Source organism: Virgibacillus sp. L01 (assembly GCF_052246775.1).
In the GTDB taxonomy this organism is placed as follows: Bacteria; Bacillota; Bacilli; order Bacillales; family Amphibacillaceae; genus Lentibacillus.
In genome coordinates this window covers 281,625-307,099 of record NZ_JBQQCP010000003.1, presented here as the reverse complement: position 1 = coordinate 307,099, position 25,475 = coordinate 281,625, and the positions used below count along the sequence as shown (strand labels likewise).

The following is a 25,475-nucleotide window of genomic DNA, read 5'->3' as shown; positions in this document are numbered from 1 at the left end:
AATCCAATTCTAATTAAAACGATCGATTTTCTGCTGAATCTTTTGGAGATAATCGTTACTTAACAAACTGCACCCGCCTCGAATAATTTCAGTTGCATACAACTCAGTCGGCTTCGTTTCAGCTGATTTATCCATACCAATAAATGTAATGACAGGATATATCAACTTGTTAATCATAACCGGCACTATAGCAGGGCGATAGGCATTTGCAACAACACCTTCTCGTTTATATAAGTATTCAAGTGCCTCATGTGATATTTGATAGACTTTTCCCTCCACTATTTCTTTACTATTTTCAACCAAGTCTGCCTTGCCACCATCATGTGTACTTCTTGAGAAGCTAAATTTAAAGCCATTTAAGATTCCTCTGCCCTTCAAATTTGCAAAGTATTGGTCTACTCCCGCCAGTTTAAATCGCTCTTCATCCATACAGGACCCATATGCAAAATATAATATTTCATCCTGCTTTAAATAATTGTATACAAGCCAATCTCCAGAAGGAATTCGTTTAGTAGACTTATGTAATGTTTGACCAGCAGTATAAATAATTGCACTTACTTTTCCTCCTGAATCGTTGTATACAGGAACGGTGGTTCGGTTGTATAGGTTATCTTGGCTGCCTTCCTCAAAACCTTCTAATCTGTCAATTGCTCGCAACTGTGATTCTGTTACCTCGTATAATTCACCATATATCCAGCTCGATTTATTTTCTTTCATGACCGGGTACCCATTGTTTGTATCATATAAAGATCCATTTGTTTGACATTGCCCAAAAGTACATGGAGCACCATCTAAAAAATGGTGATTTCGCTCTCCCTTTCTTAACGTTCCATACACAAATACATTCGGCATCATGTTCCTCCTAAAATTTTTGCTTTATTTTATTAGAAAACCTGGTTTGTCGCCATGCCTTAATATAGATAAGCAATAGTTGGACTAATCTAGTGAAAAAATTTAGATACCTAGAAATTTTTACAAAACGTCCTTTGTGTGATACAGAGCACATTCATTTTATTTTATTTCTGCTAAACTGTGAATGTTTTCGTATAAAATTGAAGGGGTGTTGTAATGTCTAAACAAAAGTTTGCATTTATTACTGTGTTACTAACGTATCTTTTAATTGTTTTCGGCGGCTATGTTGCTTCATCAGAATCCGGGATGGGCTGCGGGCCTGAGTGGCCATTATGTAACGGTCAATTAATTCCGGGGCTTCAAGGGGATACATTGATAGAATTTGGTCATCGTGTTATTGGAGCTATTTTGTTCTTCATGACTGTCATTTTATTTATTAAAATAAGAAAAGACAATGAGAGCTTGTTCAAAGTTAATGTTGCCAATTGGATGATCGGCTTATTAATTCTTCAATTAATTATGGGAGCAACCGTTGTTTTTTATCATCTTCTATCAATTATTATTACAATCCATTTACTTATCGCAATGATATTTATGGCAATTTTAATTTGGTTCTGGCGAAGTGATCAACCAAAGATTAATGTAGAAAGCTCTCTAATAAAACATTTAAACATACTAAGTATATTATTATTTATGACAATCGGTTTAGGAGCATATATAAAACACCAGCATTACGGTCTTGCATGTGGATGGCTTGGGTGTGATGATAGTGTTCTACCTGCTTCATTACCTGAGTTATTACAAACATCTCACCGAGTTCTAGCTTTTATTGTAACTGGCTACATAATATATCTAGCTGTTCAGCTATTTAAAGTACATAAACATCCATTGAGGTATAGGATGGTGGTTGCTCTTAGCGTAGTAATCCTTCAAAAAGTTGCAGGTATTGTAACGATTCTCTCTTTTGTTTCACTTTCCATGGCGGTGTTCCACCTTGCCATAGGAACTTTACTCTTTACAATAATAGTAGAAGGTAGAATTATGTCCACAAGACTATGATTCAAAATTCTTGAAATAGAATTCGAATCAGTTCGGATTTATGCTGAGGCCTAGATGAGACTAGGCAGCGACGTAGGAGCAAGGAGGCTCATCAGCCGCCCACGCAAAGCGAAGTGTATTTCCGAAGCGGTGTCATAGCACTCAGCATGTTAGTTCGCAGTTTATATCAACTGCGTATTAGATCCAGCCACTGAAAATGAACGTTTTTAAACATCCTATCCTGTTATTATTCCTTTTCACGTCTATTTTGCAGCGTCCATAACCTTTATCAGTGTATTTTCAATATCATTGGCGAAATCATAAAGTGAATTATCTTCAGTAAGTTTAATTAACTCTGATGGTCGGGGCATCCCTATAAAAGTCTTACCTTCAGCTTCATAAACGGCAATTTTGCAAGGAAGAAAATAACCAACCATGTGATTTTTTTCAAGCAGTTCTTTTGCAGCTTTAGGATTACACACTTCCAAAATACGATAATTCGGTTCATAATCTAGTCCCTTATTCTCTAAGGTCTTTTTTACATCAAAATCCCATAGCACCCCAAAACTATCCTCTTTTAATTTTAATTCAAGTGATTCCACAGCTTCGTCAATATTCTTAGATGTCTCAACAGTATAATTAAACATGTAAATGCCTCCTTCTAAGTTTAATTTTCTCTTTCAATCACCATTCTATCATACCTGTACACCTATAAGTATATACCCTGCAACCATTAACCGCAAACAATCTCAGGGGTATATACCAGTACACCTATAGGTATCTATTTTTAATATAAATCATACCCTTAGCACCTTTTCGTATATACTGTCTATTTATATTAATAGTAACGGTTATGCGCCAAGAGCAAAAAAATGCAAAGCATGCTTTGCATTTTAACTACGCTAATTAATTAATTTTAATAAATTATTAAATTCTAAATCCGTAAACTTTTCTTCTATTTTTTTCTTATCATAATTCCATTTTGCTTGCTCTAAGGAACATTCAATAGGTACATCACACCTGATTTCAGCTAAATCTCGTGATAGGTGAAGCATATCTAAATTCTCACTTATTTTTGTTTGTACTCCTTTTGGCAACCTATCAATATTAACCAGTATATTTTCAATGGTTTCATATTCCTGTATCAATTTTAAGGCTGTTTTTTCACCTATTCCTTTTACACCAGGATAATTATCAGACGTATCACCCATTAATCCTTTGAGATCAATCATTTGCTTTGGTTGAATACCTTTTTTCTCGTAGAATGTTTCATAACTGAATACATCATAGTTTCCCTGCCCTTTTTTCATAATCGCTACACTTATACCCTCATCTACAAGCTGGAGTATATCCTGATCGCCAGTAAGAATTAAAACTTCATTCTCAGACGCATATTGGTTTGCTAATGTTCCAATACAATCATCCGCTTCGAAATTTTCCAGTCCGATATTCGGCAAATTAAATGCCTCTGCTACTTCTTTTATAAGATCGAACTGAGGAATTAACTCCTCTGGCGGAGCCGATCTGTTCGCCTTATATCCATCAAATAATTCTGTTCGAAATGTTTTACTACCCATATCCCAGCAGCAAACTACGTGTGTTGGTTCAAACTTATCTACTGCGTCCAAAAAATAGCGCAAAAACTGATAGATACCATTCGTTGGAACGCCCTTACTGTTTTTCATGAAATTTCCCCGAAATGATGTGGCAAAAAACCCACGAAAAAGTAATGCCATTCCGTCAACTAGCAATACATTGCTTTGTTTTGACATAGTGTCACGCCTCCATTTTCTCCTGTACAGCTACTATTGAATTTACAATACGATTCTTATCTTGCAATGTATCTATATCCACAGGCTGATCAGTTACCATTGATAAGTAATTATCAATATGTGTTCTTACGGTACGTTTTATATCCTCTTTCATATCATCAAGTATAACATTCCATTGTTCAGTATAAACATCGTTCATTTTCTGATGACTTTCTTCAATATATCTTTTTGCAAATGGGGATAAGCGATTAAATATGTCTTCCTTCATTTGTTCTTTTTCATTTTTTACAAAGAATGCTTTAGTCCCATTAAACCTTTTCAACTCTTTATGAAACGTCTGTACATCAAGATCTGTAAAAGCCTGGTAATAGGCGGGTGTTTCAAGCTCAGCTTCATCAAAATCAGGAAGCAAAAAGTTCTTATCTATCAGATTGCTTTTTGTTGAGTAATCAAACTGAATATCTTTTTTCATCTCTGCTATAAACGATTCTATTCGAAGGGAAACTGCTCGTAACTCCTGCATTAGCTCATACCCAGCATAATCCAGCAGATTCCTTAAGCTTTGTTCCAATTGTACTTGAGCTTTCCTGCCAGATTCTGTAATCGTCGTAGGGTTAAATGTTTCTTTAAACATATCATGAAAACGAATTGATTCACGTTCCAGAACATAATATAACTGTTTATCCAATTTTTGTTTAATTTTTTGTACGTAGACATCATTATCAATTTGATCTACCAATTGCTCTAAGGATGATTGTTTCTTATATAAATCCTCGCGATAATTTTCTTTTTCGGCTGCATTTAACTGTAACGAGTCTATATAATTTTTAATAGATTGTGAGGCACGATTGATATCCCGGCCGACTGACTGGATTGTGAGTGCTGCTAATTCATAATGGATAAAGTTGTTAAACGTTTCCTCAAAATTTCTCATTTGATGATTTGGCACTTCATTATTTAGCTTTTCCCGAAGTGATTGCTTACTTGAAATTGGATATAACCTTGGGAAACGAATTCCTAATTGTGTTAGCTGCTCTTCAATGTAATTCATTACCATCTTAAGTTCCGAGTTATCTTCAGCAAGGTCAGCGGCATTCATGATAAAGAACATTTTATCAAGTTGGAAGGCATCCTTCACTCTTCCCAATTGCATTAAAAAGTCTTTATCCGCCCTTGCTAATGCATGATTGTAATAAGTAACATATAAAATGGCATCTGCATGCTTAATATAATCAAATGATACGTTTGTATGGCGTGCATTTACCGAATCTGCTCCAGGGGTGTCAACCAAGGTGATACCATCTCTCGTTAATGAGCAATCATAATAAAGGTCAACCGATTCAATATAGCATGCTTTTGTTTCATCCGTTATATAGCTTGAAAACTCACCTATACCAATTATTACTTCTTGTGCTATAGCATCCTTATTGTAACTAAATCCATTAATAATCGCATTGAGATATGTCTGATGTGTTTGATGAAGCTGGTCACTCCTATGAATATTATTCTTCATTATCCAATCAAGCAGCTCTTCAAAATTAAGCGCTTCTGGAGAAAAATGCCTGATTAATGATCTTATATCATCAACAAGTGTCTGCTCATCCTTAAATTTAACAACAACAGTTCCGTGACTATACGTTTTATTTACTGGATTAATACGATTAATCACTGCTGTGGTTGGATTAGGTGAAACGGGCAATATATTTTCGCCTATTAATGCGTTAGCAAATGATGACTTGCCTGCACTAAACGCACCAAATAAAGCAATCGTATACGAACGTTTTTTTAACCGAGTTTGTTTTCTGTTCAAATCGTCAATGACAGATTGAAAGCCCGGCAACGTTTCAATAGTCTCAATTGTCTTTTCAATATTATCTAATACATTATCTATCGAAACAGTTTTCTGTGGCCTTTCCACGGTTTCAATTTCAACTTCTTTTTCCGGTGAAGTCTTGGTATTAAAATTTTCAGTTTCCTGTTTAACCGTTTTATATCTAGACTTGATTTCATCATTTATTTGGTTCCATATTTGTTCATTTGGATTTGGGTTATCCAATGCAGCATCAACCATTTTATATTTCTCATAATGATTATTTTCCAGCTTTTCCTGCTTTTGCTGTTGCCAGAAAGCATGATTAAGCTGCTGCTGCTCCTCTTCGTACTTAGCAACTTCATCATTTAATTCATCTATAAAACTATTGTAAATTAAATCCCATAATTTCCATGCTTCCATTTTGTATTTCTTTTTTACGTCAGCGCTGACATCATTTGTATAATTTAATATATAATCACCATTAACTGTTGCACCCGGTTTTTGTAATGATGTAAGTGCCTCAGAATTATAATTAACTGAAAATTGCTGAATTTCCTGTTCAAGCTTTTGGTCATGGATATTGTACTGCTTCAGCAGATTCAGGAACTTGTCACGAAGTTTCCACTGAATGGCAGCCTCAATACGTTCCAGTAAATGATTATAAAACTCGTTTAAACGTGTTTCTCTCTCTTCTTCCGTTTTCTTTTTTGAGGCAAACAATCCTACCTTGAAATCTTTCTCTTGTGATTCTAAAAATAATTCTGCTTTATCCCGCAAATCAGAGGGCATCAAATACGCATTTTTTAAAGTTGTATTTAAATTGGTTAAAAAGTCTTTTTCCATTTCTTTGGGCTTAGATTTGAGGTTTGAAACAATACTATTAATATCTTCTAATTGCATTGATAAATTTTCATACATATCACTTTCACTAGCTGAAATTTCTGCCAGTTTTTCCTCGTAGATGCTATCCAAATAACGTTTGTGTTCATCGATAACCTGCAAAACAGATCGTTCTGTATTTAAGGTGGATTGCTTATCAGAAGTCATCAGTGCAGTAAGTTTATCTTTGATTTCTGGGAATTCATTGTAGGTTGTATCACTATCTATTAGGGATGAATAAAAGACATTTTTTGGTAATATATTCCATTGATCAAACGTTTGTTTAATTTTTTGTTTGAAGGTTTCAAAGGTTAATTCACTTTCATCATGTTTATCTATCTGGTTAATAATAATATAAAATGGAATATTATTATTTTGCAATTTTTTTAAAAATTGCAAATTAACTTCTGATTGTACATGATTATAATCCATAACATAGAACAACACATCCACAAGGTGTAATGATGATTCTGTCATGATTCGGTCGGCATCATCAGCGGCATCTATACCTGGTGTATCAATAATAACGCATTCATTTGGAAGAATTTCTTCCTTTGTATTAATCTCTATTTCCTTGATGCTTGCCTTATCCTTTGCATAATCTTTAATCATGTCAATATCATAAGGCTCTTCATATTCCACTGGAGCACTATCATGAAAGTATACACGTGCAAATCCCTTGCCTGATTTTATTTTAACGACATTTGCACTTGTTGGGATAGGGCTTTTCGGCAATATAGACTTCCCTAATAGACTATTGATCATAGATGATTTTCCAGCAGAAAAATGACCAGCAAAGCTGATCATTAATTCTTGTCTGATGAGTTTTTCATAGACATCCAGAATTTTATTAGCATGTTTTAAATCATCATTTTCAATCATTGCCTGATATAGTGCAGCTATCTGCTGAAGATTAGCTTGAGTTTGGTTTTGTTCTGTTATGATCATGAAGAAAATCCCTTCTAATTAACAATTCTTTCAACTATTATACTGAATTCCTGACTTTATTTCCACCCTATAAAATTAAATTATCTGTACAAGTAACCTTCAATGGTATGTAGAGTTATTGTTATTAATGCGCACTGCAGTGGAAGTATGCAAATATTTAGTTGGCTTGTCTACTATCTATGAATTTTCCCCATTTTTAGTTGAAAGAATTTTTGCAGTAATAGATCGTATTATATCCCCTCGACTGATAACCCCGACTACTTTTGAATTTTCATCTACAACAGGAATTTTCTTAAAATGATATTTAGATAAAATGGTTAAGGCTTCTTCAAGATTGTCATCGGGGTGAACTGTATGCGTATGTCTTTTATTCATAATCGTGTCCACTTTATTATTAATACTGTATTTGATCTTCTGGCTCAAGTCTTCCTCCTGGCTTACCAGAACAACTGTGAACATGTCATAAACTGTTCTTCCTTTAGGTTGAAGACAACGAATTACATCTCCATCACTTATCATACCAATTAAATGATTTTGATCATCTACTACAGGTACCCCGCCAATTTTATTCTTTACTAGTGTTTCTAACAATTGTTTTATCGTTTTATCCTTCGTTATACTGATTATATCTGTTATCATAAAATCTTTTATTTTCATATGGGCACCCCTTCACATTATTTAAGTGTATGGTATCGACCACTATAAAACAGTACAGGATCTCCACCATTCATTTTTGCATCTGTTACTTCAGCAATAAATATCTTATGGTCACCAGCATCTGCTGTTTCCTTGACATGGCATGAAAGTGTTGCAATAGAATCTTTTATCACTGGAATATTAGCCTGCCTTAAGTACGAAATATCTCTTTGACTATTCTTTTGTTTAGCAAATATCATAGATAAATCCTTCTGATCTTCTGTTAATATACTTAATCCAAAATTCTTGGTTTCTTGTAATTTATCATACATTCGTGCTTTTTCATCGATTGAAATAGCGATTAATTTTGGGTCCAATGAAACGGACATAAATGCATTCACTGTCATCCCCATGATTTCCCCATTATATTCAGTTGTTACTATAGTGATACCTGTTGCAAATTTACCCATAACATCACGAAAAAGTCTATTATCCATTACGAAGTATCCCCTCTTCCACTCTAAAACATTCTAGTTTAGAATATCATTTATACAGTAAAACTGAAATAAATAGGTTTTTCTCACCTTTGTTTACATAATAAAATTATAGTCAATTAAGTTAGACTTTGAGTATAGAGTCACAGCTTATATCAATTATTTGTTGAAATTTATTGGTTCGATTTAAAAAAGCAGCCTCTCATAGTATGGCTGTGAACTCGGCCCTAGTCTCTAGACAAATAAAGGCTTTGGTATCTCTACCAAAGCCTTATAACTTATTTATACTGGATAAACACCATGTTTTCTTTCGGTAAAATTAGCATTCTTTGCCTCATATATGCTGAATCGTCTTATTAGTTCATCCCTTAGCTTATCCGGATCTACAATGGCATCAACAACCATTTCTGACGCTAATCGATAAATATCAATATTGTCTTTATATTCTTCCTGCTTTTCTTTGATAAATGCAGGTCTATCTTCCTCTGGCAAGTCCGCAATTTTATTTGCATATACAGCATTCACGGCTGCTTCAGGTCCCATAACTGCAATCTGAGCAGTTGGTAACGCTATGCAGCAATCTGGTTCAAACGCAGGACCAGCCATTGCATATAATCCTGCACCATAAGCTTTACGTACGACTACTGAGATTTTCGGTACAGTTGCTTCACTCATTGCTGCGAGCATTTTTGCACCATGTCGAATAATGCCTGCACGTTCCACTTTTGTACCAATCATAAAGCCAGGAATATCCATTAAGAATAATAGTGGAATATTAAATGCATCGCACAATTGAATAAATTTAGCAGCTTTATCTGCTGAATCCGGGAATAAAACGCCTCCTTTCATCCTTGGCTGATTTGCAATAATTCCTATTGACTTCCCATTAACTCTGGCAAGTCCAGTAATCAATTCTGGTGCAAATTTCCTTTTAACTTCACAAAAACTATCCTCATCAATTATCCGGTCTATGAAGTCGTACATGTTGAAGGGAGCGTTTTGATTTTCCGGAATTAAATCTGTAATCGACTTTTCAAAAGCTTTTATCTCCTTAGAATCAGCAATGTTAGGCTTGTTCCTGAAGTTAGCTGGAAAATAGCCAATGTATTTTTTTGTGTATTCAATTGCTTCTTCTTCAGATTTTACCAGTACATCGCCACAGCCTGAAACAGAACAATGCATTTGTGCACCACCCATTTCTTCAAGGCTAACCTTTTCACCAATGACTTTTTCTGCCATACGTGGTGAACCTAGATACATTGATGCGTTTCCTTCGACCATAACTACAATATCACAAAACGCCGGAATGTAAGCTCCGCCTGCCGCAGAAGGTCCGAATAAAAGACAAATCTGTGGTACGCGGCCAGATAGTTTTATTTGGTTATGAAAGATTCGACCAGCGCCACGACGCCCTGGGAACATTTCTATTTGGTCAGTTATTCTTGCACCAGCAGAATCTACAAGATAAAGCATTGGTATTTCCAGTTTCTCTGCTGTTTCCTGTATGCGGATTATTTTTTCAACAGTTCGTTTTCCCCATGAACCAGCTTTTACTGTAGAGTCATTTGCCATAACACAGACAGCCTGACCGCCAATTTGACCAATTCCAGTCACAACTCCATCTGATGGTAAAGAATCATCCATACAGTTTGCAAAAAATGCATCTTCTACATCTATCTGATCATCGAATAATAACTCCAGACGTTTGCGAACGAATAACTTGCCTTTTTCTTCATTTTTCTGGTGGTACTTTTCCTGCCCGCCTTTTTTTATTTCTTCAACTCTTTGTTTGAATTCTTCAATATATGACATTTAGTGCCCTCCCTGCTTCTATTTACCTTGATAGACAGGTTTGCGTTTTTCCTTAAATGCTTGTAAACCTTCTATGCGATCTTCGGTAGGTATCGTCTCTTTATAACATAAATGTTCAATAGCCAAACCAGTGGTAATATCGGTTTGAATGCCTTTGTTGATGGCCGTTTTTGCTTGTCTGAGCGCAATAGGTCCATTTTTAGTAATTTGTTTTGCCATTTCAATAGCTTCATCTTGTAATGCACCTGATTCCGCAACTAGTTCTACCAATCCGAGTTCAGATGCTTCATTAGCTGTTAATGGCTTAGCAGAAAAAATTAGACGTTTTGCCTGCCCTAAGCCTATTAAGCGTGTAAGACGTTGTGTTCCCCCAGCACCTGGTATAATGGCTAGCGATGTCTCCGTTAGCCCTAACTTCGAATGGTCAGCTGATATACGAAGATCACAGCCTAATGCTAGTTCAAGACCGCCCCCGAAAGCAACTCCATTAATAGCAGCTATAACCGGAAGTTTCATATTTTCAATGTTTGTTACAGTTTCACCAATATAATTAACTGCAGCAATCACCTGATCTTGAGACATTCCTTTCCGTTCTTTAAGATCAGCCCCGGCACAAAAAGACTTTTCATTAGATCCAGTTATAATAGTGCACCTTATTTCATCATTCATGTTTATTTGATGGACATATTCGTTCAATTCATCGAGTAGTGCCTTTGACATCGCATTCATAGCTTCAGGTCTATTAAGTGTTAAGACTGCAATATGGTCTTCTACTATTTTGTATTCTATAAGCGCTGCCACGATTATTATTCTCCTTTCCTATCGTTCGCTATTTATTATTTTCATTTGATGACTGGAAAGATTTGAAACATAATTTTCAATGTATAATGCTGATTCAATCACTTTATCAATATTCATTCCTGTTTCAATACCCATCCGATGTAACATATATAATAAATCATCAGTAGCGAGGTTTCCCGATGCACCTTTAGCATATGGACAGCCTCCAAGACCACCAACTGCACTATCAAAGTTTGTTATACCATGATTTAATGATACCAGAACATTTGCAAGTGCAGTCCCTCTCGTATCATGGAAATGCATTGTAAGTTTTTCTTTAGGAAAGTATTTTAATAGTTCTGTAAGCACTCTATCCACTTGAACTGGATCTGCTACACCAATCGTATCCCCAATAGAAATCTCATCTGCACCCATTGTTAATAACTTGTCACAAATGGAAATAACTTTTTCAATATCAATAGCACCTTCATAAGGACAGCCAAAAACCGTAGAAACGTAGCCTCTAACTTGTTTATTAGACTGCTTAGCCTTTCTGGATACATTTTCTATAATTGGTAAAGTTTGATTAATTGTTTTATTTATATTGTTTTTGTTATGTGACTCACTGGCTGACAGAAACAGACAAATCTCATCAACGTCTACTTCTAAAGCTCGATCAAGTCCTTTATTATTAGGGACTAAAGCAGCATAGGTTACATCTGGATTCCGTTTGATTTTTTTTGCGACTTCTGTTGCATCTTTCAGCTGTGGAATCCAGTCGGGATGAACAAAGGATGAAATTTCAATATAAGGAGCCCCGGTGTCAGAAAGCATATTTATCCATTCAATTTTTGCATCTGCCGGAACCAATTCAGCCTCGTTCTGCAGTCCATCACGTGGTCCTACTTCTTTTATGTTAACTTGATTTGGAAAGTTCAATCGCAACCCTCCTATCTGTTCAATCAAAATTAGTTTCTACTCTATAATGGCAATTACGTCACCTTCATTGACGAAATCACCCTCTGAAACTTTCAATTCCTTTATTATTCCACCTGATTCAGCTGCGATTGGAATCTCCATTTTCATTGACTCCAGAATAACCACATCCTGCCCTTCTTCTACAGATTCACCAGCGCTAACTGTTATTTTCCATACACTTCCTGCCATTGACGCTTTTACTTCGTTCATGATAAATTCCTCCTTATTTTTTCTTGACTTGTGGTAAATAAAAATCTTGTACAAAACCTGTCGTAGTATTTCCTTTTTTAAATTCTTCATTATCAACAATAGCCAGCAACATCGGTATATTTGTTTTTATACCTTCTACTTTGTATGTTAATAATGCTTCCTTTAGTAATGAGATAGCTTCATCTCTAGTTGATCCTTTAACAATTAATTTTCCAATCATAGGATCATAGTATGGCGTTACATCATAATTGTCTGCTACGGCAACTTCATTACGGCAGTACTTCCCATCTGGCATCTGAAAAACGGATATATGTCCTGGTGACGGAAAAAATGTAACTGGATCCTCTGCATAGATTCGTACTTCAATTGCATGACCATCTATTTGTAAATCAGATTGTTTAATTGATAGTTCCTCACCGTTTGCTATAGCAATTTGGTGTTCAACAATATCCTGGCCAGTTATTTCTTCTGTTACTGGATGCTCAACCTGAATTCTTGTATTCATTTCCAGAAAATAAAAGTTCTCCTCTTCATCCACTAAAAATTCAATTGTACCAGCATTGGTATATCCTAAGGACTTTGCCGCTTTTACTGCAGCCTCCCCCATTAATTGACGTGTTCTATCAGATATAAACGATGAAGGAGCTTCTTCCAGTACTTTTTGATTCCTGCGCTGAATGGAACATTCTCTTTCAAATAAATGGATTGCATTTCCATGGTTATCTGCTAGAAGTTGTATTTCTATATGTCTAGCATTATCCAGTTTCTTCTCTAAGAACATAGCACCATCACCAAAAAATGTTTGAGCACGTTTTGAGTTACTTTCAAATGCTTTCATAAGCTCTTCATCTGTTTGTACAACCTGCATGCCGATACCACCACCGCCTGCAGAAGCCTTTAGCATAATGGGATAGCCGATATCCTTCGCAATTTCAATCGCATTTTCTGCAGATGCAATAGCGCTATCAGTCCCTGGAACAATAGGAACACCGGCCTTTTTCATGGCATTTCTTGCTTCAATCTTACTGCCCATTTTTTCCATAACCTTACTTGTTGGTCCGATAAACTGAATTCCTGCATGTTGGGATTTCTCTGCAAAATCTCCACTCTCACTCAGGAATCCATATCCTGGATGGATTGCATCAACATTAGCTTCTTTTGCAATTGAAATTATTTTATCGATGTTTAAGTAACTCTCATTAACACGTGGAGGTCCAAGTAAGAAGCTATCATCAGCCATTAATACAAAAGGTGCTTTTTGATCTGCTTCTGAGTAAACAGCTACTGTTTGTATATCCAGCTTCTTACAAGTTCGAATGATACGAGCTGCTATTTCCCCGCGGTTTGCTATAAGTACTTTTTTTATCATAAGCTCCTCCTATTGCCCTATTTGTTCAACTGCATATTCTTTTAGTTTAAATTTTTGGATTTTACCGCTCGCAGTCATTGGATATTCATTTACAAATGCTATGTGCCTTGGTATTTTGTGCCTCGATATATTGCCTTCGCAAAATGCTCTAATATCATCTTCAGTTGCCTTTCCACCATCTCTTAAAATTACCCATGCCATTACCTCTTCACCATACTTTTTATCTGGTATACCAACAACCTGAACATCAAGAACATCTGGATGCTGATAAAGATATTCTTCAATTTCACGTGGATATATATTTTCTCCACCACGGATAATCATATCTTTCATGCGGCCGGTAATTTCCAAATACCCATTTACATCCATGACAGCAAGATCACCGGTATGTAACCAGCCATCACGATCGATTGCATTATTTGTTGCTTCCTCGTTGTTATAATACCCCTTCATCACGTGATAGCCTCGGGTGCATAGTTCACCGGGAACCCCTTGAACCTGTTCATCATTTGTACCTGGAACTATAATTTTCACCTCAACATTTGGATGAACCTTTCCTACTGTACTCGCTTTAAGTTCGGCAGGATCATCTGTTTTTGTTTGGGTAATCACAGGAGAAGATTCAGTTTGTCCGTAAGCGATTGTGATTTCTTTCGCGCCCATTTTATTCATAACATCGTTCATTACTTCAATTGGACAAGTTGAACCCGCCATAATACCCGTCCGTAAATGAGAAAAATCATACTTTGAAAAATTAGGATGATTCAATTCTGCAATAAACATCGTTGGTACTCCATGCAATCCAGTGCATTTTTCATCTGAAACCGCCTTCATAACCTTTTCGGGTTCAAATTGCTCCAGGATCACCATTGTTGTACCCTTGGATACAGCTGCCAGAACACCTAATACGCACCCAAAGCAATGAAAAAATGGAACTGGTATACACAGCCGGTCTTTATTCGTTAGTTTCATGCAGTCAGCAATTTGATTTCCGTTATTAACGATATTAGAATGAGTAAGCATGACACCTTTTGGGAATCCAGTTGTACCCGACGTATATTGCATATTGATAACATCATGATGGTGTAAGCTCTTTTTTCGTTCATCAAGTTTTTGATCGGAAATTTTAGTTCCATTTTCGATCATTTCATCCCACGTGTAGGCATTGGAATAGTTATCTTCGCTGATTATAATGACATTTTTTAAAAACGGTACATTCTCAGAATGTAACTCTCCCTTTTTTGCATCCTCAAACTCAGGGCATACCTGCTTTAGCACATCGACATAAGATGTTCCTTTATATGATTCTGCTAAAATAAGTGTTGTTGATTCAGATTGTTTTAATAGATATTCAAGCTCTTTTGCCTGATAGCTTGTATTGACTGTAACAAGAACCGCACCCATTTTTCCTGTAGCAAATTGACCGGTAAGCCATTCCGGTTTATTATCGGACCAAATAGCTACGTTTTCTCCTTTTTCAATCCCTAATGACATTAAGCCTTTTGCAGCTTTATTGGCCATTTCATCAAACTCTTTATATGTTTTTCTGAAATTTAGTTCCGGGTAGACAACTGCTTCGTGATCTGGATATAAATTCACTTGCTTTTCCAGTAACTCTCCAACTGTTAAGTTTAGTAAAGACATGAATTTTCTCCCCTCATCGGTATTATTAGCATCCTAACTGTCTAGCAATTACCATTCGTTGTATTTCAGATGTCCCTTCGCCGATTTCCAGTAACTTTGCATCACGCAAATACCTTTCAACTTCATATTCGCGCATATACCCATAACCACCATGAATTTGTATTGCCTGATTTGCATTTTTGAATGCTGTTTCGGTAGCATAAAGTTTTGCATATGCTGCTTCTTTTGAGAATGGCTTATTATTGTCCTTTAACCATGCAGCCTTGTGTACCATATTCCGGGCTAGTTCAGTTTCCATTGCCATATCAGCAAGCTTAAACTGTATTGCCTGAAAACTGGAAATTGATTTACCGAACTGTGTTCTTTCTTTGGCATACTCCAGAGCCCTATCTAAAGATGCTTGAGCAATTCCTAACCCTAATGCAGCAATTGAAATGCGACCACCGTCTAAGGTGTGTAAAAATTGTTTAAAGCCTTTATCAGGATCTCCCAGCAAATTTTTCTGTGGCACACGCACATTATCCAATACAATTTCCGCCGTATCTGAACCACGGACCCCCATTTTGTCATAATTGCTGTTTATTGTTACACCTTCAGTATTCGTCGGTACAATTATTGCACTAATAATATTTTTACCTCTGTCATCTTTACCAGTAACAGCTGTAACGGTTATTGTATTTGAATAATTAGCATTAGTAATAAAACATTTCTCACCGTTAATTACAAAGTCATCGCCATCTGCAACCGCAGCGGTTTTTGTTCCACCGGCATCAGAACCAGCGTTTGGTTCCGTTAATCCAAATGCGGCAAGTGTTTTTCCCTGTGTAATTGGAGTTAAAAATTTCTCTTTTTGTTCTTCTGTCCCAAAATAATAAATAGGACTCGCACCTAACGAAACTGTTGCAGCATAACTTAGTCCAGTACTCCCACATACTTTACCAATTTCTTCAACAGCTAATGCATATGATAACGTGTCCCCATCTGAACCACCATATTGTTCAGGAAATGGGATCCCCATTAACCCAAGTTCACCCATTTGTTTAAATATATCTTCTGGGAACTTGGCTTCTTTGTCAATTTCAACTGCCCTTGGTCTTATTACATTATCAGCAAAATCCTGAACCATCTTTTTAATCATCATTTGTTCTTTTGTTAATTCAAAATTCATGTCAAACCTCCTATTAATCTAACAATAAGACCGACTGGTTGGTCTGTTCACTTCAATAAAAAAGAAAGCGGTTTCTTTTAATTGGTAAAAAAAGGCTTTTCAATTAATTGATCTAAATATTTACTTTCCGATAAAGATTGGACAGTTAATACTGAATGTAAAATTAAATCAACGAATATATCGCCAATCTCGTCAATCGATTTTGGGCCTGATTGTTTATACCACTTGTATGCCCAATTCACCATTCCGAGTATCGCCATTCCGGTAATCTCTACAGGTATCTCCTTGCGAAATTCGCCGCATGCCTTGCCTTCTCTTATGGCACTAATTATTATTTGCTTAAATTGATCTCGCTTTTTCTTAATAAGTATTTCATATTCTGGTTTTAAATAAATATTTTCCTGATAGAAGACAGAGATGTGTGGTTTATAAAGATCGAATACTTTCACAAAATCTTTTATTATTGCTTGTAGTTTCTTCGTTGGTGACATATAGGTTTCATTCGCAATTGTAGCTTTTTCTAAAACATAGGTTATGAATGTATCGTGAATAACAAACAATAATTCATCTTTTGATGTAAAGTGGTGATAGAATCCACCTTTGGAAGTGCCCACGTTTTCCACAATCTGATTAACTGTAACACCGTGATAGCCATACTTTTCAAACATTAATAATGCTTCTTGGATTATTTTATTTCTTAAATCCGTTATAAACCCTCCTTCCACAATTTAAATTTACCTTATCATATTTTTCTGAATATAGAAAGGGGAATTAGAATGATTCAGAACCAGAAGGCAGTTTGAAGCAGCAAACCGCCTCTAGAATTACTATTTTCCAACAGCATAAGTAAAACTAAGAATAGACTGCCTTAATTAAACCAATACATCATGGAATACATCCACTCCGACGATGAACGCAATACTTTTAAATTTCCACGAAATTGTCGATAATTTATTGCCACTTCTGCGTCCTGAGAATCGAATAATACAAACAATATCAAATTTCGTATGACCATAGATGATAATTATTGATATACAAAGGATTTAATCGTTTTTCAGTAGAGAGATCGCTTGGTAACTCCAATTGTCGTTGTTGTACGATTATCCAGCAGTTAATTCGCATTTTATATCTAATCACAACAAATAAATCCGAACTAATTCGAATTCTAATTCTAGAATTTGAATCATAGTTCGGATTTTACTTTGACTAAAACACTTTTTTCCAAGCGTCTTCTAATAAATTATTCGGTTGATTCATCAAATGTTTTTTTATAAAAAGCTTCTTTCCAGACTTCACTTACCTCACCTTCATTATCACTATCTATTACGAATGACCCATTGCTGTAGCGATCACTCGTAGATAATTCTAACGGGTATATGCTATGTGTATTGCCTTTAGCAGTCCTTATACTTATCGTATCATTTTCATCTACCATAAATAACCCTTTTACACGGTGCGGTTTACTTTTTAATTCACGAAGCATGATGAGTCCACGTTTCGCACGGCTCGACTTTTCAAATTCACGAAGCCTCATTCGTTTACACGCGCCACGTTGAGTTACGAGAACAATCGATGGCTCTGAAAGGTCATCAAATACTTGACCATTTACAACTTGTTCATCATCTTTTAGCTTCATTGCTTTAACACCTGCTGCACGTTGTCCGACGACAGATATCTCAGACTCGTGATACCATAACCCAAATCCTTTATCAGAAGCAACAAACACATCAGAATTCCCATCTGTCTGAAACACATTAACTACTTCATCATCACCTTTGAGATTTAAAGCAATAAGTGCTTTGGAATACCGCTGTGCATTATATAATGCCAATTCACTGCGTTTAACCATACCATTTTTCGTGAAGAAAACAAGATAATTTTCATCGTTAAATTCGCGCACAGGTATCCCTTGAATAATTCGTTCATCCTTGTCAATACTTACGATATTGGAGATATGCTGTCCAAGATCTTTCCACTTGATATCTGGTAAGGCATGTACAGGAATGTAAATATATTTCCCTTTATTTGTAAATAAGAGTAAATTATCTGTTGTGTTTAGCTCTGTTAAACTAACAAGATAATCCTCATCCTTCATGGCAAAGTCCTCTCCATTCGAAGCGCCATAGGAACGGATGCTAGTCCGTTTAACATAACCATCCCTCGTAATTGATACTACAACGTCTTCACTTGCAACAGTAACTTCAATATTGAAAGTTAACTCTTCAATTTTATCCTCAATATCTGTTTTCCTGCTATTAGCAAACGATTTCTTTAACTGTCTTAAATCCTTTTTAATCAATTGAAAGAGTTTCTTTTCACTAGACAAAATTGACTCAAGTTCTTCGATCGCTTTTCTTAATTCTTCCGCTTCTTTTTCAAGAGACGTTATATCAGTATTTGTTAATCGGTATAATTGCAGCATAACAATTGCTTCAGCCTGTGCCTCGGAGAAGTCATATGCTGAGATAATCCGTTTTTTTGCATCTGACTTATCTTTGGAAGCACGAATTGTTGCGATAAGCTTGTCCAAAATCGATATTGCTTTGATTAATCCTTCTACGATATGTGAACGGTCGTTTGCCTTTTTCAGATCAAAAATAGTCTGTCTTGTTACAACTTCCTTTTGGTGTGCAATATAAGCATCCAAAATTTGAGGCAGTGATAATAATTTAGGAGTTTTATCCTGTATTGCCACCATGTTGAAATGATAGGTTACCTGTAAATCTGTGTTTTTATATAAATAATTTAAAACACCTTGGCTGTTTGCATCTTTTTTCAATTCAATAACCACACGCAACCCCGTCCGGTCAGTCTCATCACGTACTTCGGCAATACCTTCCACTTTTCGGTCAATTCGCAGTTCATCCATCTTTTTTACCATATTTGCTTTGTTAACCTCAAAAGGAATTTCGTCAATCACAATCTGCTGACGGTTACCACGAACATCTTCTACTTTCGCTTTCCCACGTACGATGACCTTACCTTTTCCTGTTTCGTAAGCTTTTTTAATCCCATCAATACCCTGGATAATCCCGCCTGTTGGAAAATCGGGTCCTTTTATAACAGTCATTAAGTCTTCTAAACCAGCAGTCGGTTTATCTATTTTCATAATAACTGCATCAATAACCTCTGATAGATTATGTGGTGGGATGTCTGTTGCATAACCTGAAGAAATACCCGTTGAGCCATTCACGAGTAAATTTGGAAACTTGGCTGGTAACACAACTGGTTCTGTAATCGTATCATCAAAGTTTGGAATAAAATCAACTGTTTCCTTGCCTATATCACGGAGAAGCTCTGAGGCAATACTAGAAAGCCTTGCCTCGGTATAACGCATTGCTGCAGGTGGGTCGCCATCAATACTACCGTTATTACCATGCATTTCAACTAAATCATTTCTAACTTTCCATTCCTGACTTAGACGAACCATTGCTTCATAAACGGAAGAGTCGCCATGTGGATGATAGTTCCCAATAACAGTACCAACCGTTTTAGCAGCCTTACGGAAATTTTTATCATGTGTATTTTTCTCTTCGTACATTGCATACAATATTCTGCGCTGAACAGGTTTTAATCCATCACGCGCGTCTGGTAGTGCACGATCTTGAATTATATATTTACTATACCTTCCAAATCTATCACCAATTACTTCCTCGAGTGGAAGGTCTAAATATTTTTCAGGTTGTGACAAACCAATCCCCCCTTGTTAATCTCTTTCAAAATTGTCTGTATATCTTTTTGTTGCAGATAAGAAAATATAAATCCTTACTTACTAAAGTGTAACTTAGGCTTTCGCCATTACAGATAGGCGATAAGCCGAGTTTTCTAAGAACCATTTTACGTATGGATTTTATCGTTCTCTAAAATACTAGCATCTTCTGCCATACCGAATTGAACATTCCCTTCAATCCATTTCCTTCGGGGGGCAACTTTATCACCCATTAAGGTAGTAACTCTTCTTTCGGCACGAGCTAAATCTTCAATCGTTACACGAATGAAAGTTCTGCTTTCTGGGTTCATCGTCGTTTCCCATAACTGGTCTGCATTCATCTCACCAAGACCTTTATATCGCTGAATGATATAGCCATTCTTAAATTCCTTAATGGCTTCTTTCATTTCATCGTCATCCCAGGCATAAACTACTTTTTCTTTTTTGCCTTTACCTTTAGAAATTTTATAAAGTGGTGGTAAAGCAATATAAATCTTTCCTGCCTCAACCAGAGAACGCATATACCGATAGAAGAAGGTTAATAGCAACACTTGAATATGAGCGCCATCTGTATCTGCATCTGTCATAATTATAATCTTATTGTATTGAACATCCTCTAAATCGAAATCGCCTCCTACACCAGCTCCAATAGTATGAATGATTGTAGAAATTTCTTCGTTCTTAAATACATCCTCTAGTTTAGCCTTTTCTGTATTAATAACTTTACCACGTAATGGTAATACTGCCTGGAATTTGCGGTCTCGACCTTGTTTTGCAGAGCCTCCAGCAGAATCACCCTCTACTAAGTAGAGCTCATTCTGTTTTGGATTCCTCGATTGAGCAGGAGTTAGCTTCCCGCTCAATAATGTATCTTTACGTTTTTTCTTTTTACCAGATCTTGCATCTTCCCTTGCTTTTCTGGCTGCTTCACGTGCTTCTTTTGCTTTTACAGCCTTTCGAACTAACATGCTCGCAATGTCAGGGTTTTCTTCTAGAAAATAAGAAAGCTTTTCGGAGACAACTGAATCAACTGCGGAGCGTGCTTCAGTCGTTCCAAGTTTACTTTTTGTCTGACCTTCAAATTGTAATTTTTCTTCTGGTATTCGTACCGAAACAATAGCTGTAAAACCTTCACGAATGTCTGTACCTTCTAAGTTTTTATCTTTCTCCTTAAGTAGTGCATTCTTCCTGGCGTAATCATTAAATATTCGTGTTATACCTGTTCGTGCACCGGATTCATGAGTTCCGCCATCTTGTGTTCGTACATGATTAACAAAAGATAGCATACTCTCTGCAAATCCATCATTAAATTGAAATGCAAAGTCAACCTCAAGCCCTTGTTGTTCCCCTTCAAAAGATACAACAGGGTGTAGTGTATCCTTTTCTTCGTTCAAATAGGATACAAAAGATTCAAGCCCGTCTGGAAACTGATATTCTTCTTTAACCTGGTACCGTTCATCTGATAACTCGATTTTCAATCCCTTTAATAAAAATGCAGCTTCGCGTAAACGTTCAGACAACGTTTCGAAATTGTAAACAGTGACGGACAATATACTTGGATCCGGCTTAAAATGAATGATGGTACCTTTCTTTTTGGTTTTCCCTTTTTTCTCAAGTGAACCAGCTGGCTTTCCACCGTTTTCAAAGCGCTGTATATATTTATTCCCATCACGGAAAATGGTTACTTCCAGCCATTCTGAAAGTGCATTTACTACGGATGCCCCAACACCATGTAAGCCACCGCTTGTTTTGTAACCACCTTGTCCAAATTTACCTCCAGCATGCAGTACTGTGAAGATAACTTCTGTTGTTGGCTTTCCTGTGCTATGGGTACCAGTTGGTATGCCCCTCCCGGTATCTTCAACGGATATGCTGTTATCTTTATGTACTGTTACTTTTATCACATCACCATAACCTGCTAATGCCTCATCCACAGCATTATCGACTATCTCAAAAACCAAATGATGTAATCCTCGTTGATCTGTACTGCCTATATACATACCAGGCCTTTTTCTTACAGCCTCAAGCCCTTCTAATACTTGAATTGAATCATCTGTGTATTGTAATGATTGCTTTACCATCCAGCTGCAGACTCCTCTCCGAACTTTTATAATTTGTTTTTATTAATATTTTAATATTAGAACAAACGTTTGTAAATGTAAAATAAACCTCCAATGTATATAAACCATACTAACGTAAGGCACGTTAATAAGTATACTATAATTTCAGTGCAGCGCAAAAAAAGAATGACCAATCAAGGCCATTCTCAGATCAATCTTCTTAAACGAGAATGGAATGTGCTACCTTAATGCACATATCCATTATAACCATAAAGTCCCGTTCTTTTAAATAATCATATGCTTCCTGGTTTATGAGACCTTGTTGAGCCCAGAACACTTTGCAGTCTGTTTTTGCAGCTTCTTCTGCAATTCCGGGTAAAAATTCCGATCGCCTGAACACATTAATAATATCAATCGGCTCTTTTACATCAGTTAACGAGTTGTAGGCTTTCTCACCGAGTACATTATCTATTGTAGGGTTAACCGGAATAATTTTATAACCTTTATCCTGCATTATTTTTGAAATTTGATAAGATGTCCTGTCAGGATTATCGGAGAGACCCACAACTGCTATATTTCTTGAAGAGTCTAAAACATCTTTAATTGAATCATTAGGTGGATTTTCCCATTTCATTCGTTGTGCCTCCCTTATTTTTCGATCAGACCTTGCTCCACTAAGTATTCACGAGCAACCGTTTCTGGCGGTCTATCTTCATAATCAACTTGATAATTCATTTGACGCATTTGGTTATCTGTTATTTTACCCCCGAGTTGATTTAATATTTTTTCTAACTCAGGATATTTCTCAAGTGTGTCCTGGCGCATCAAAGGTGCACCTTGATAAGGCGGGAACAAGTTTTTAGGATCGTTCAGGGTAACTAAGTTTTGTTCTATCATATAACTGCTTGTTGCATATGCGTCAATAACATCTACTTCACCATTCGCTAATGCATCCTGGCGAATTCCTGGTTCCATTGTTTTCACATTTGCAATATCCAGGTTATAAACTTCTTGCATTCCAACATATCCGTCATATCGGTCTTTAAATTCCAGTGTGAAACCAGCAGTAATATCATTTTCTATTTTGTTCAAGTCACCAATTGATTTCAGGTTATGCTTATTGGCCATCTCTTTTGTCGTTGCAACAGCATATGTGTTGTTAAACTTCATAGGTTCCAGCATAACCATACCGAACTCTTCCATCATTCCTTGTCTTGCCTGCTCATAAACTTCTTCTTTGTTATTACTGTTCGCTTTTTGTTCCAAGTGAGTTACAATAGCAGTTCCAGTAAATTCAGGGTATATATCTATACTGCCATTTTTCATTGCACTAAATACAAATGAGGTCTTCCCCAACCCTGGCTTAAGGTTAACATTTAAATCCGTTTCTTCTTCAATTAGTAGTTTGTACATATTTATTAAGATTGCCGGTTCAGAACCAAGTTTACCACCAATAGTCAAATCAGCCTGCTTGGCAGAAGTAAAGAGCAGTGGTGAGGCAACCACCAATACAGCTATAATTAGCATTGCGATAAATGATTTAAAACCTGTACGTCTGGAGACACGCTCAAAGCCTCGTAATATAACGTCAAGTACAATTGCCAACAACGCAGCAGGAATTGCACCTAGCAGGATGAGGTTTAAATCTGCTCCACGATCAATCCCTAGTAAGATAAGTTCACCTAATCCACCGGCTCCAATTAAAGCAGCGATTGTTGTTGTCCCAACAATCAGTACCATTGATGTACGGACTCCTGCCATGATAACCGGCATCGCAATTGGCAATTCTACTTTTGTTAATCGTTTTAAAGAGTTCATACCCATACCAGTTGCTGCTTCTTTTAAAGCTGGATTCACTTCTTTTATCCCCGTATATGTGTTTCGTAAAATTGGTAGTAAACCATACGCTGTTAAAGCAATAATTGCAGGGGTTGTTCCAATACCAAAGAACGGAATAAGAAATGCCAGAACAGCTAAACTTGGTATCGTCTGCATAACAGCTGAGACACCAATTATTGGTTCTGCTACTCGCTGATACCTAGTCAGGATTAACCCTAATGGAACGGCAATAACTATGGCAATTATTAATGACATTAATGAGATTTGCAAGTGTTCCCAAATTGTCTCTAGTAATATATCCTGCCTTCTTTGAAAAACGGAAATAAATTCCTCCATTAGTGAATCACCCCGTTTTCCATTTTAGTTTTGCTTTTGAGAAATGAAACAATATCCCTATAGCTAAGTGTGGCAACTAGCTTTCCTTGTTTTAATACCGGAAATACATGTTGTTCGTTGGTTTCTAAAATCTCTGCTGCTCTATAAAGTGGCATATCGTTATCAAGATATTGAACAGATCTTTCTTGACCATCCTCCAGAGCCCCAACAAACATGTCATGATCATCCTTTATCATATACAAGCCTTGTTTGGGAAAAATTCCTTTATTTAATTCCTCTTTTGATATAATAAATGAATGGGATTGGTCTGCTATAACGTCGATAGCAGTTTGCCATGGGGACTTTCTTTCCCCAATAAAATCTTTCACATATTGAGTTGCTGGTCTTAAAATAAGTTGCTGAGGTGTGTCTACCTGAACAATTCCACCATCTTTCATAAGACAAACTTTATCCCCAAGAGCCATAGCCTCATCAATATCATGCGTGACAAAAACAATTGTCTTTTTTATTTCCTTTTGCAGTTTTCTGATATCACTTTGTAATTGTTCACGACTGATCGGATCAAGCGCACTGAAGGGCTCATCCATCAAAATAATATCTGGGTCCGCAGCTAATGCACGGATAACACCAATTCGCTGCTGTTCACCACCCGAAAGTTCACTAGGCATTCTTCTCTGGTATATGGACGGGTCAAGTCCAACCATATTAAGTAATTCTTTGTTTCTTTCCTGGATTTTTTTACGTTTCCACCTTTTCATTTCGGGAACTACAGCTATATTTTCCTCAATAGTCAAATGTGGAAACAAGGCAATCTCCTGAAGGACATATCCAATGTTCCATCGAAGTTCATGAATATTGTAATTGTTAATGTTTTTACCATTTATGTATATATTTCCTGCTGTCGGTTCAATAAGTCGATTAATCATTTTCATGGTTGTCGTCTTTCCACACCCACTTGGTCCTATTAATGTTACCAGCTCACCTTCATCTACCTTCAGTGAGAAGTCCTTTATGGCATCGGTACCATCTAGGTATACTTTCTTTACATTTTTAAATTCAATCATATACCTCTTCCTTTATAAGTTTAATTCTTGAATATAATAACAATAACTTATACCCCATACCACCAATTTGCAAA

General features: G+C 36.4%; 20 protein-coding genes. 1 reads left to right on the top strand and 19 read right to left on the bottom strand.

Translation table 11 applies throughout. The features are described 5' to 3' along the window. Nucleotides 1–9: 9 nt before the first annotated feature. Nucleotides 10–852, bottom strand: coding sequence for a gamma-glutamylcyclotransferase (locus ACTWQM_RS08525; protein WP_443257757.1), 843 nt, complete (start codon nt 850–852; stop codon nt 10–12). A gap of 216 nt (nt 853–1,068) precedes the next feature. Here ACTWQM_RS08525 and ACTWQM_RS08520 point away from each other — a divergent pair, with 216 nt between their 5' ends. Then, nucleotides 1,069–1,911, top strand: coding sequence for a COX15/CtaA family protein (locus tag ACTWQM_RS08520; protein WP_443257756.1), 843 nt, complete (start codon nt 1,069–1,071; stop codon nt 1,909–1,911). A gap of 242 nt (nt 1,912–2,153) precedes the next feature. Here ACTWQM_RS08520 and ACTWQM_RS08515 read toward each other — a convergent pair whose 3' ends face one another. From ACTWQM_RS08515 to ACTWQM_RS08430, 18 genes are all read right to left on the bottom strand, one after another. Next, nucleotides 2,154–2,537: a DUF302 domain-containing protein gene (locus tag ACTWQM_RS08515; RefSeq protein ID WP_443257755.1), complete on the bottom strand. Its 384-nt coding sequence runs from the start codon at nt 2,535–2,537 to the stop codon at nt 2,154–2,156. A 255-nt stretch (nt 2,538–2,792) separates the two neighbouring features. After that, nucleotides 2,793–3,662: a 5'-3' exonuclease gene (locus ACTWQM_RS08510; RefSeq protein WP_443257754.1), complete on the bottom strand. Its 870-nt coding sequence runs from the start codon at nt 3,660–3,662 to the stop codon at nt 2,793–2,795. 4 nt (nt 3,663–3,666) lie between these two features. Next, nucleotides 3,667–7,302: a dynamin family protein gene (locus ACTWQM_RS08505; protein WP_443257753.1), complete on the bottom strand. Its 3,636-nt coding sequence runs from the start codon at nt 7,300–7,302 to the stop codon at nt 3,667–3,669. Nucleotides 7,303–7,479: 177 nt separating this feature from the next. After that, on the bottom strand, nt 7,480–7,959 hold the full coding sequence (locus ACTWQM_RS08500; protein ID WP_443257752.1) for a CBS domain-containing protein: 480 nt from the start codon (nt 7,957–7,959) through the stop codon (nt 7,480–7,482). 17 nt (nt 7,960–7,976) lie between these two features. Continuing rightward, the gene (locus ACTWQM_RS08495) at nt 7,977–8,435 is read right to left on the bottom strand and encodes a flavin reductase family protein (RefSeq protein ID WP_443257751.1); all 459 of its coding nucleotides are present in this window, start codon (nt 8,433–8,435) and stop codon (nt 7,977–7,979) included. A 279-nt stretch (nt 8,436–8,714) separates the two neighbouring features. Beyond that, a complete protein-coding gene (locus ACTWQM_RS08490) occupies nt 8,715–10,244 on the bottom strand; it encodes an acyl-CoA carboxylase subunit beta (protein WP_443257750.1) in 1,530 nt (509 codons plus the stop codon). 18 nt (nt 10,245–10,262) lie between these two features. After that, on the bottom strand, nt 10,263–11,045 hold the full coding sequence (locus tag ACTWQM_RS08485) for an enoyl-CoA hydratase (protein ID WP_443257749.1): 783 nt from the start codon (nt 11,043–11,045) through the stop codon (nt 10,263–10,265). Nucleotides 11,046–11,063: 18 nt separating this feature from the next. Continuing rightward, nucleotides 11,064–11,963, bottom strand: coding sequence for a hydroxymethylglutaryl-CoA lyase (locus ACTWQM_RS08480; protein WP_443257748.1), 900 nt, complete (start codon nt 11,961–11,963; stop codon nt 11,064–11,066). A gap of 36 nt (nt 11,964–11,999) precedes the next feature. Continuing rightward, complete coding sequence (locus ACTWQM_RS08475; RefSeq protein WP_443257747.1) at nt 12,000–12,212, bottom strand: acetyl-CoA carboxylase biotin carboxyl carrier protein subunit; 213 nt, start codon at nt 12,210–12,212, stop codon at nt 12,000–12,002. Between the two features lie 13 nt (nt 12,213–12,225). After that, on the bottom strand, nt 12,226–13,581 hold the full coding sequence (locus ACTWQM_RS08470; protein WP_443257746.1) for an acetyl-CoA carboxylase biotin carboxylase subunit: 1,356 nt from the start codon (nt 13,579–13,581) through the stop codon (nt 12,226–12,228). Between the two features lie 9 nt (nt 13,582–13,590). Next, on the bottom strand, nt 13,591–15,225 hold the full coding sequence (locus ACTWQM_RS08465; RefSeq protein ID WP_443257745.1) for an AMP-binding protein: 1,635 nt from the start codon (nt 15,223–15,225) through the stop codon (nt 13,591–13,593). A gap of 25 nt (nt 15,226–15,250) precedes the next feature. After that, a complete protein-coding gene (locus ACTWQM_RS08460; RefSeq protein WP_443257744.1) occupies nt 15,251–16,393 on the bottom strand; it encodes an acyl-CoA dehydrogenase family protein in 1,143 nt (380 codons plus the stop codon). Nucleotides 16,394–16,470: 77 nt separating this feature from the next. Further along, nucleotides 16,471–17,118 carry a TetR/AcrR family transcriptional regulator gene (locus tag ACTWQM_RS08455; protein ID WP_443257743.1) on the bottom strand — a complete coding sequence of 216 codons (648 nt, stop codon included), beginning with the start codon at nt 17,116–17,118 and terminating at the stop codon, nt 16,471–16,473. Nucleotides 17,119–17,633: 515 nt separating this feature from the next. Further along, nucleotides 17,634–20,084, bottom strand: a complete 2,451-nt coding sequence (gene parC / locus ACTWQM_RS08450; protein ID WP_443257742.1) for a DNA topoisomerase IV subunit A — start codon at nt 20,082–20,084, stop codon at nt 17,634–17,636. Between the two features lie 146 nt (nt 20,085–20,230). Further along, nucleotides 20,231–22,183, bottom strand: a complete 1,953-nt coding sequence (parE, locus tag ACTWQM_RS08445) for a DNA topoisomerase IV subunit B (RefSeq protein WP_443257741.1) — start codon at nt 22,181–22,183, stop codon at nt 20,231–20,233. A 199-nt stretch (nt 22,184–22,382) separates the two neighbouring features. Beyond that, on the bottom strand, nt 22,383–22,796 hold the full coding sequence (locus tag ACTWQM_RS08440) for a CoA-binding protein (RefSeq protein ID WP_443257740.1): 414 nt from the start codon (nt 22,794–22,796) through the stop codon (nt 22,383–22,385). A 14-nt stretch (nt 22,797–22,810) separates the two neighbouring features. After that, nucleotides 22,811–24,337 (bottom strand): ABC transporter permease/substrate-binding protein, encoded by a 1,527-nt coding sequence (locus ACTWQM_RS08435; protein ID WP_443257739.1) that lies wholly within the window; start codon nt 24,335–24,337, stop codon nt 22,811–22,813. After that, entirely contained in the window at nt 24,337–25,401 is a 1,065-nt protein-coding gene (locus tag ACTWQM_RS08430) for an ABC transporter ATP-binding protein (RefSeq protein WP_443257738.1), read from the bottom strand. Before ACTWQM_RS08430 ends, ACTWQM_RS08435 begins: the two co-directional genes overlap by 1 nt. Between the last annotated feature and the right edge of the window lie 74 nt (nt 25,402–25,475).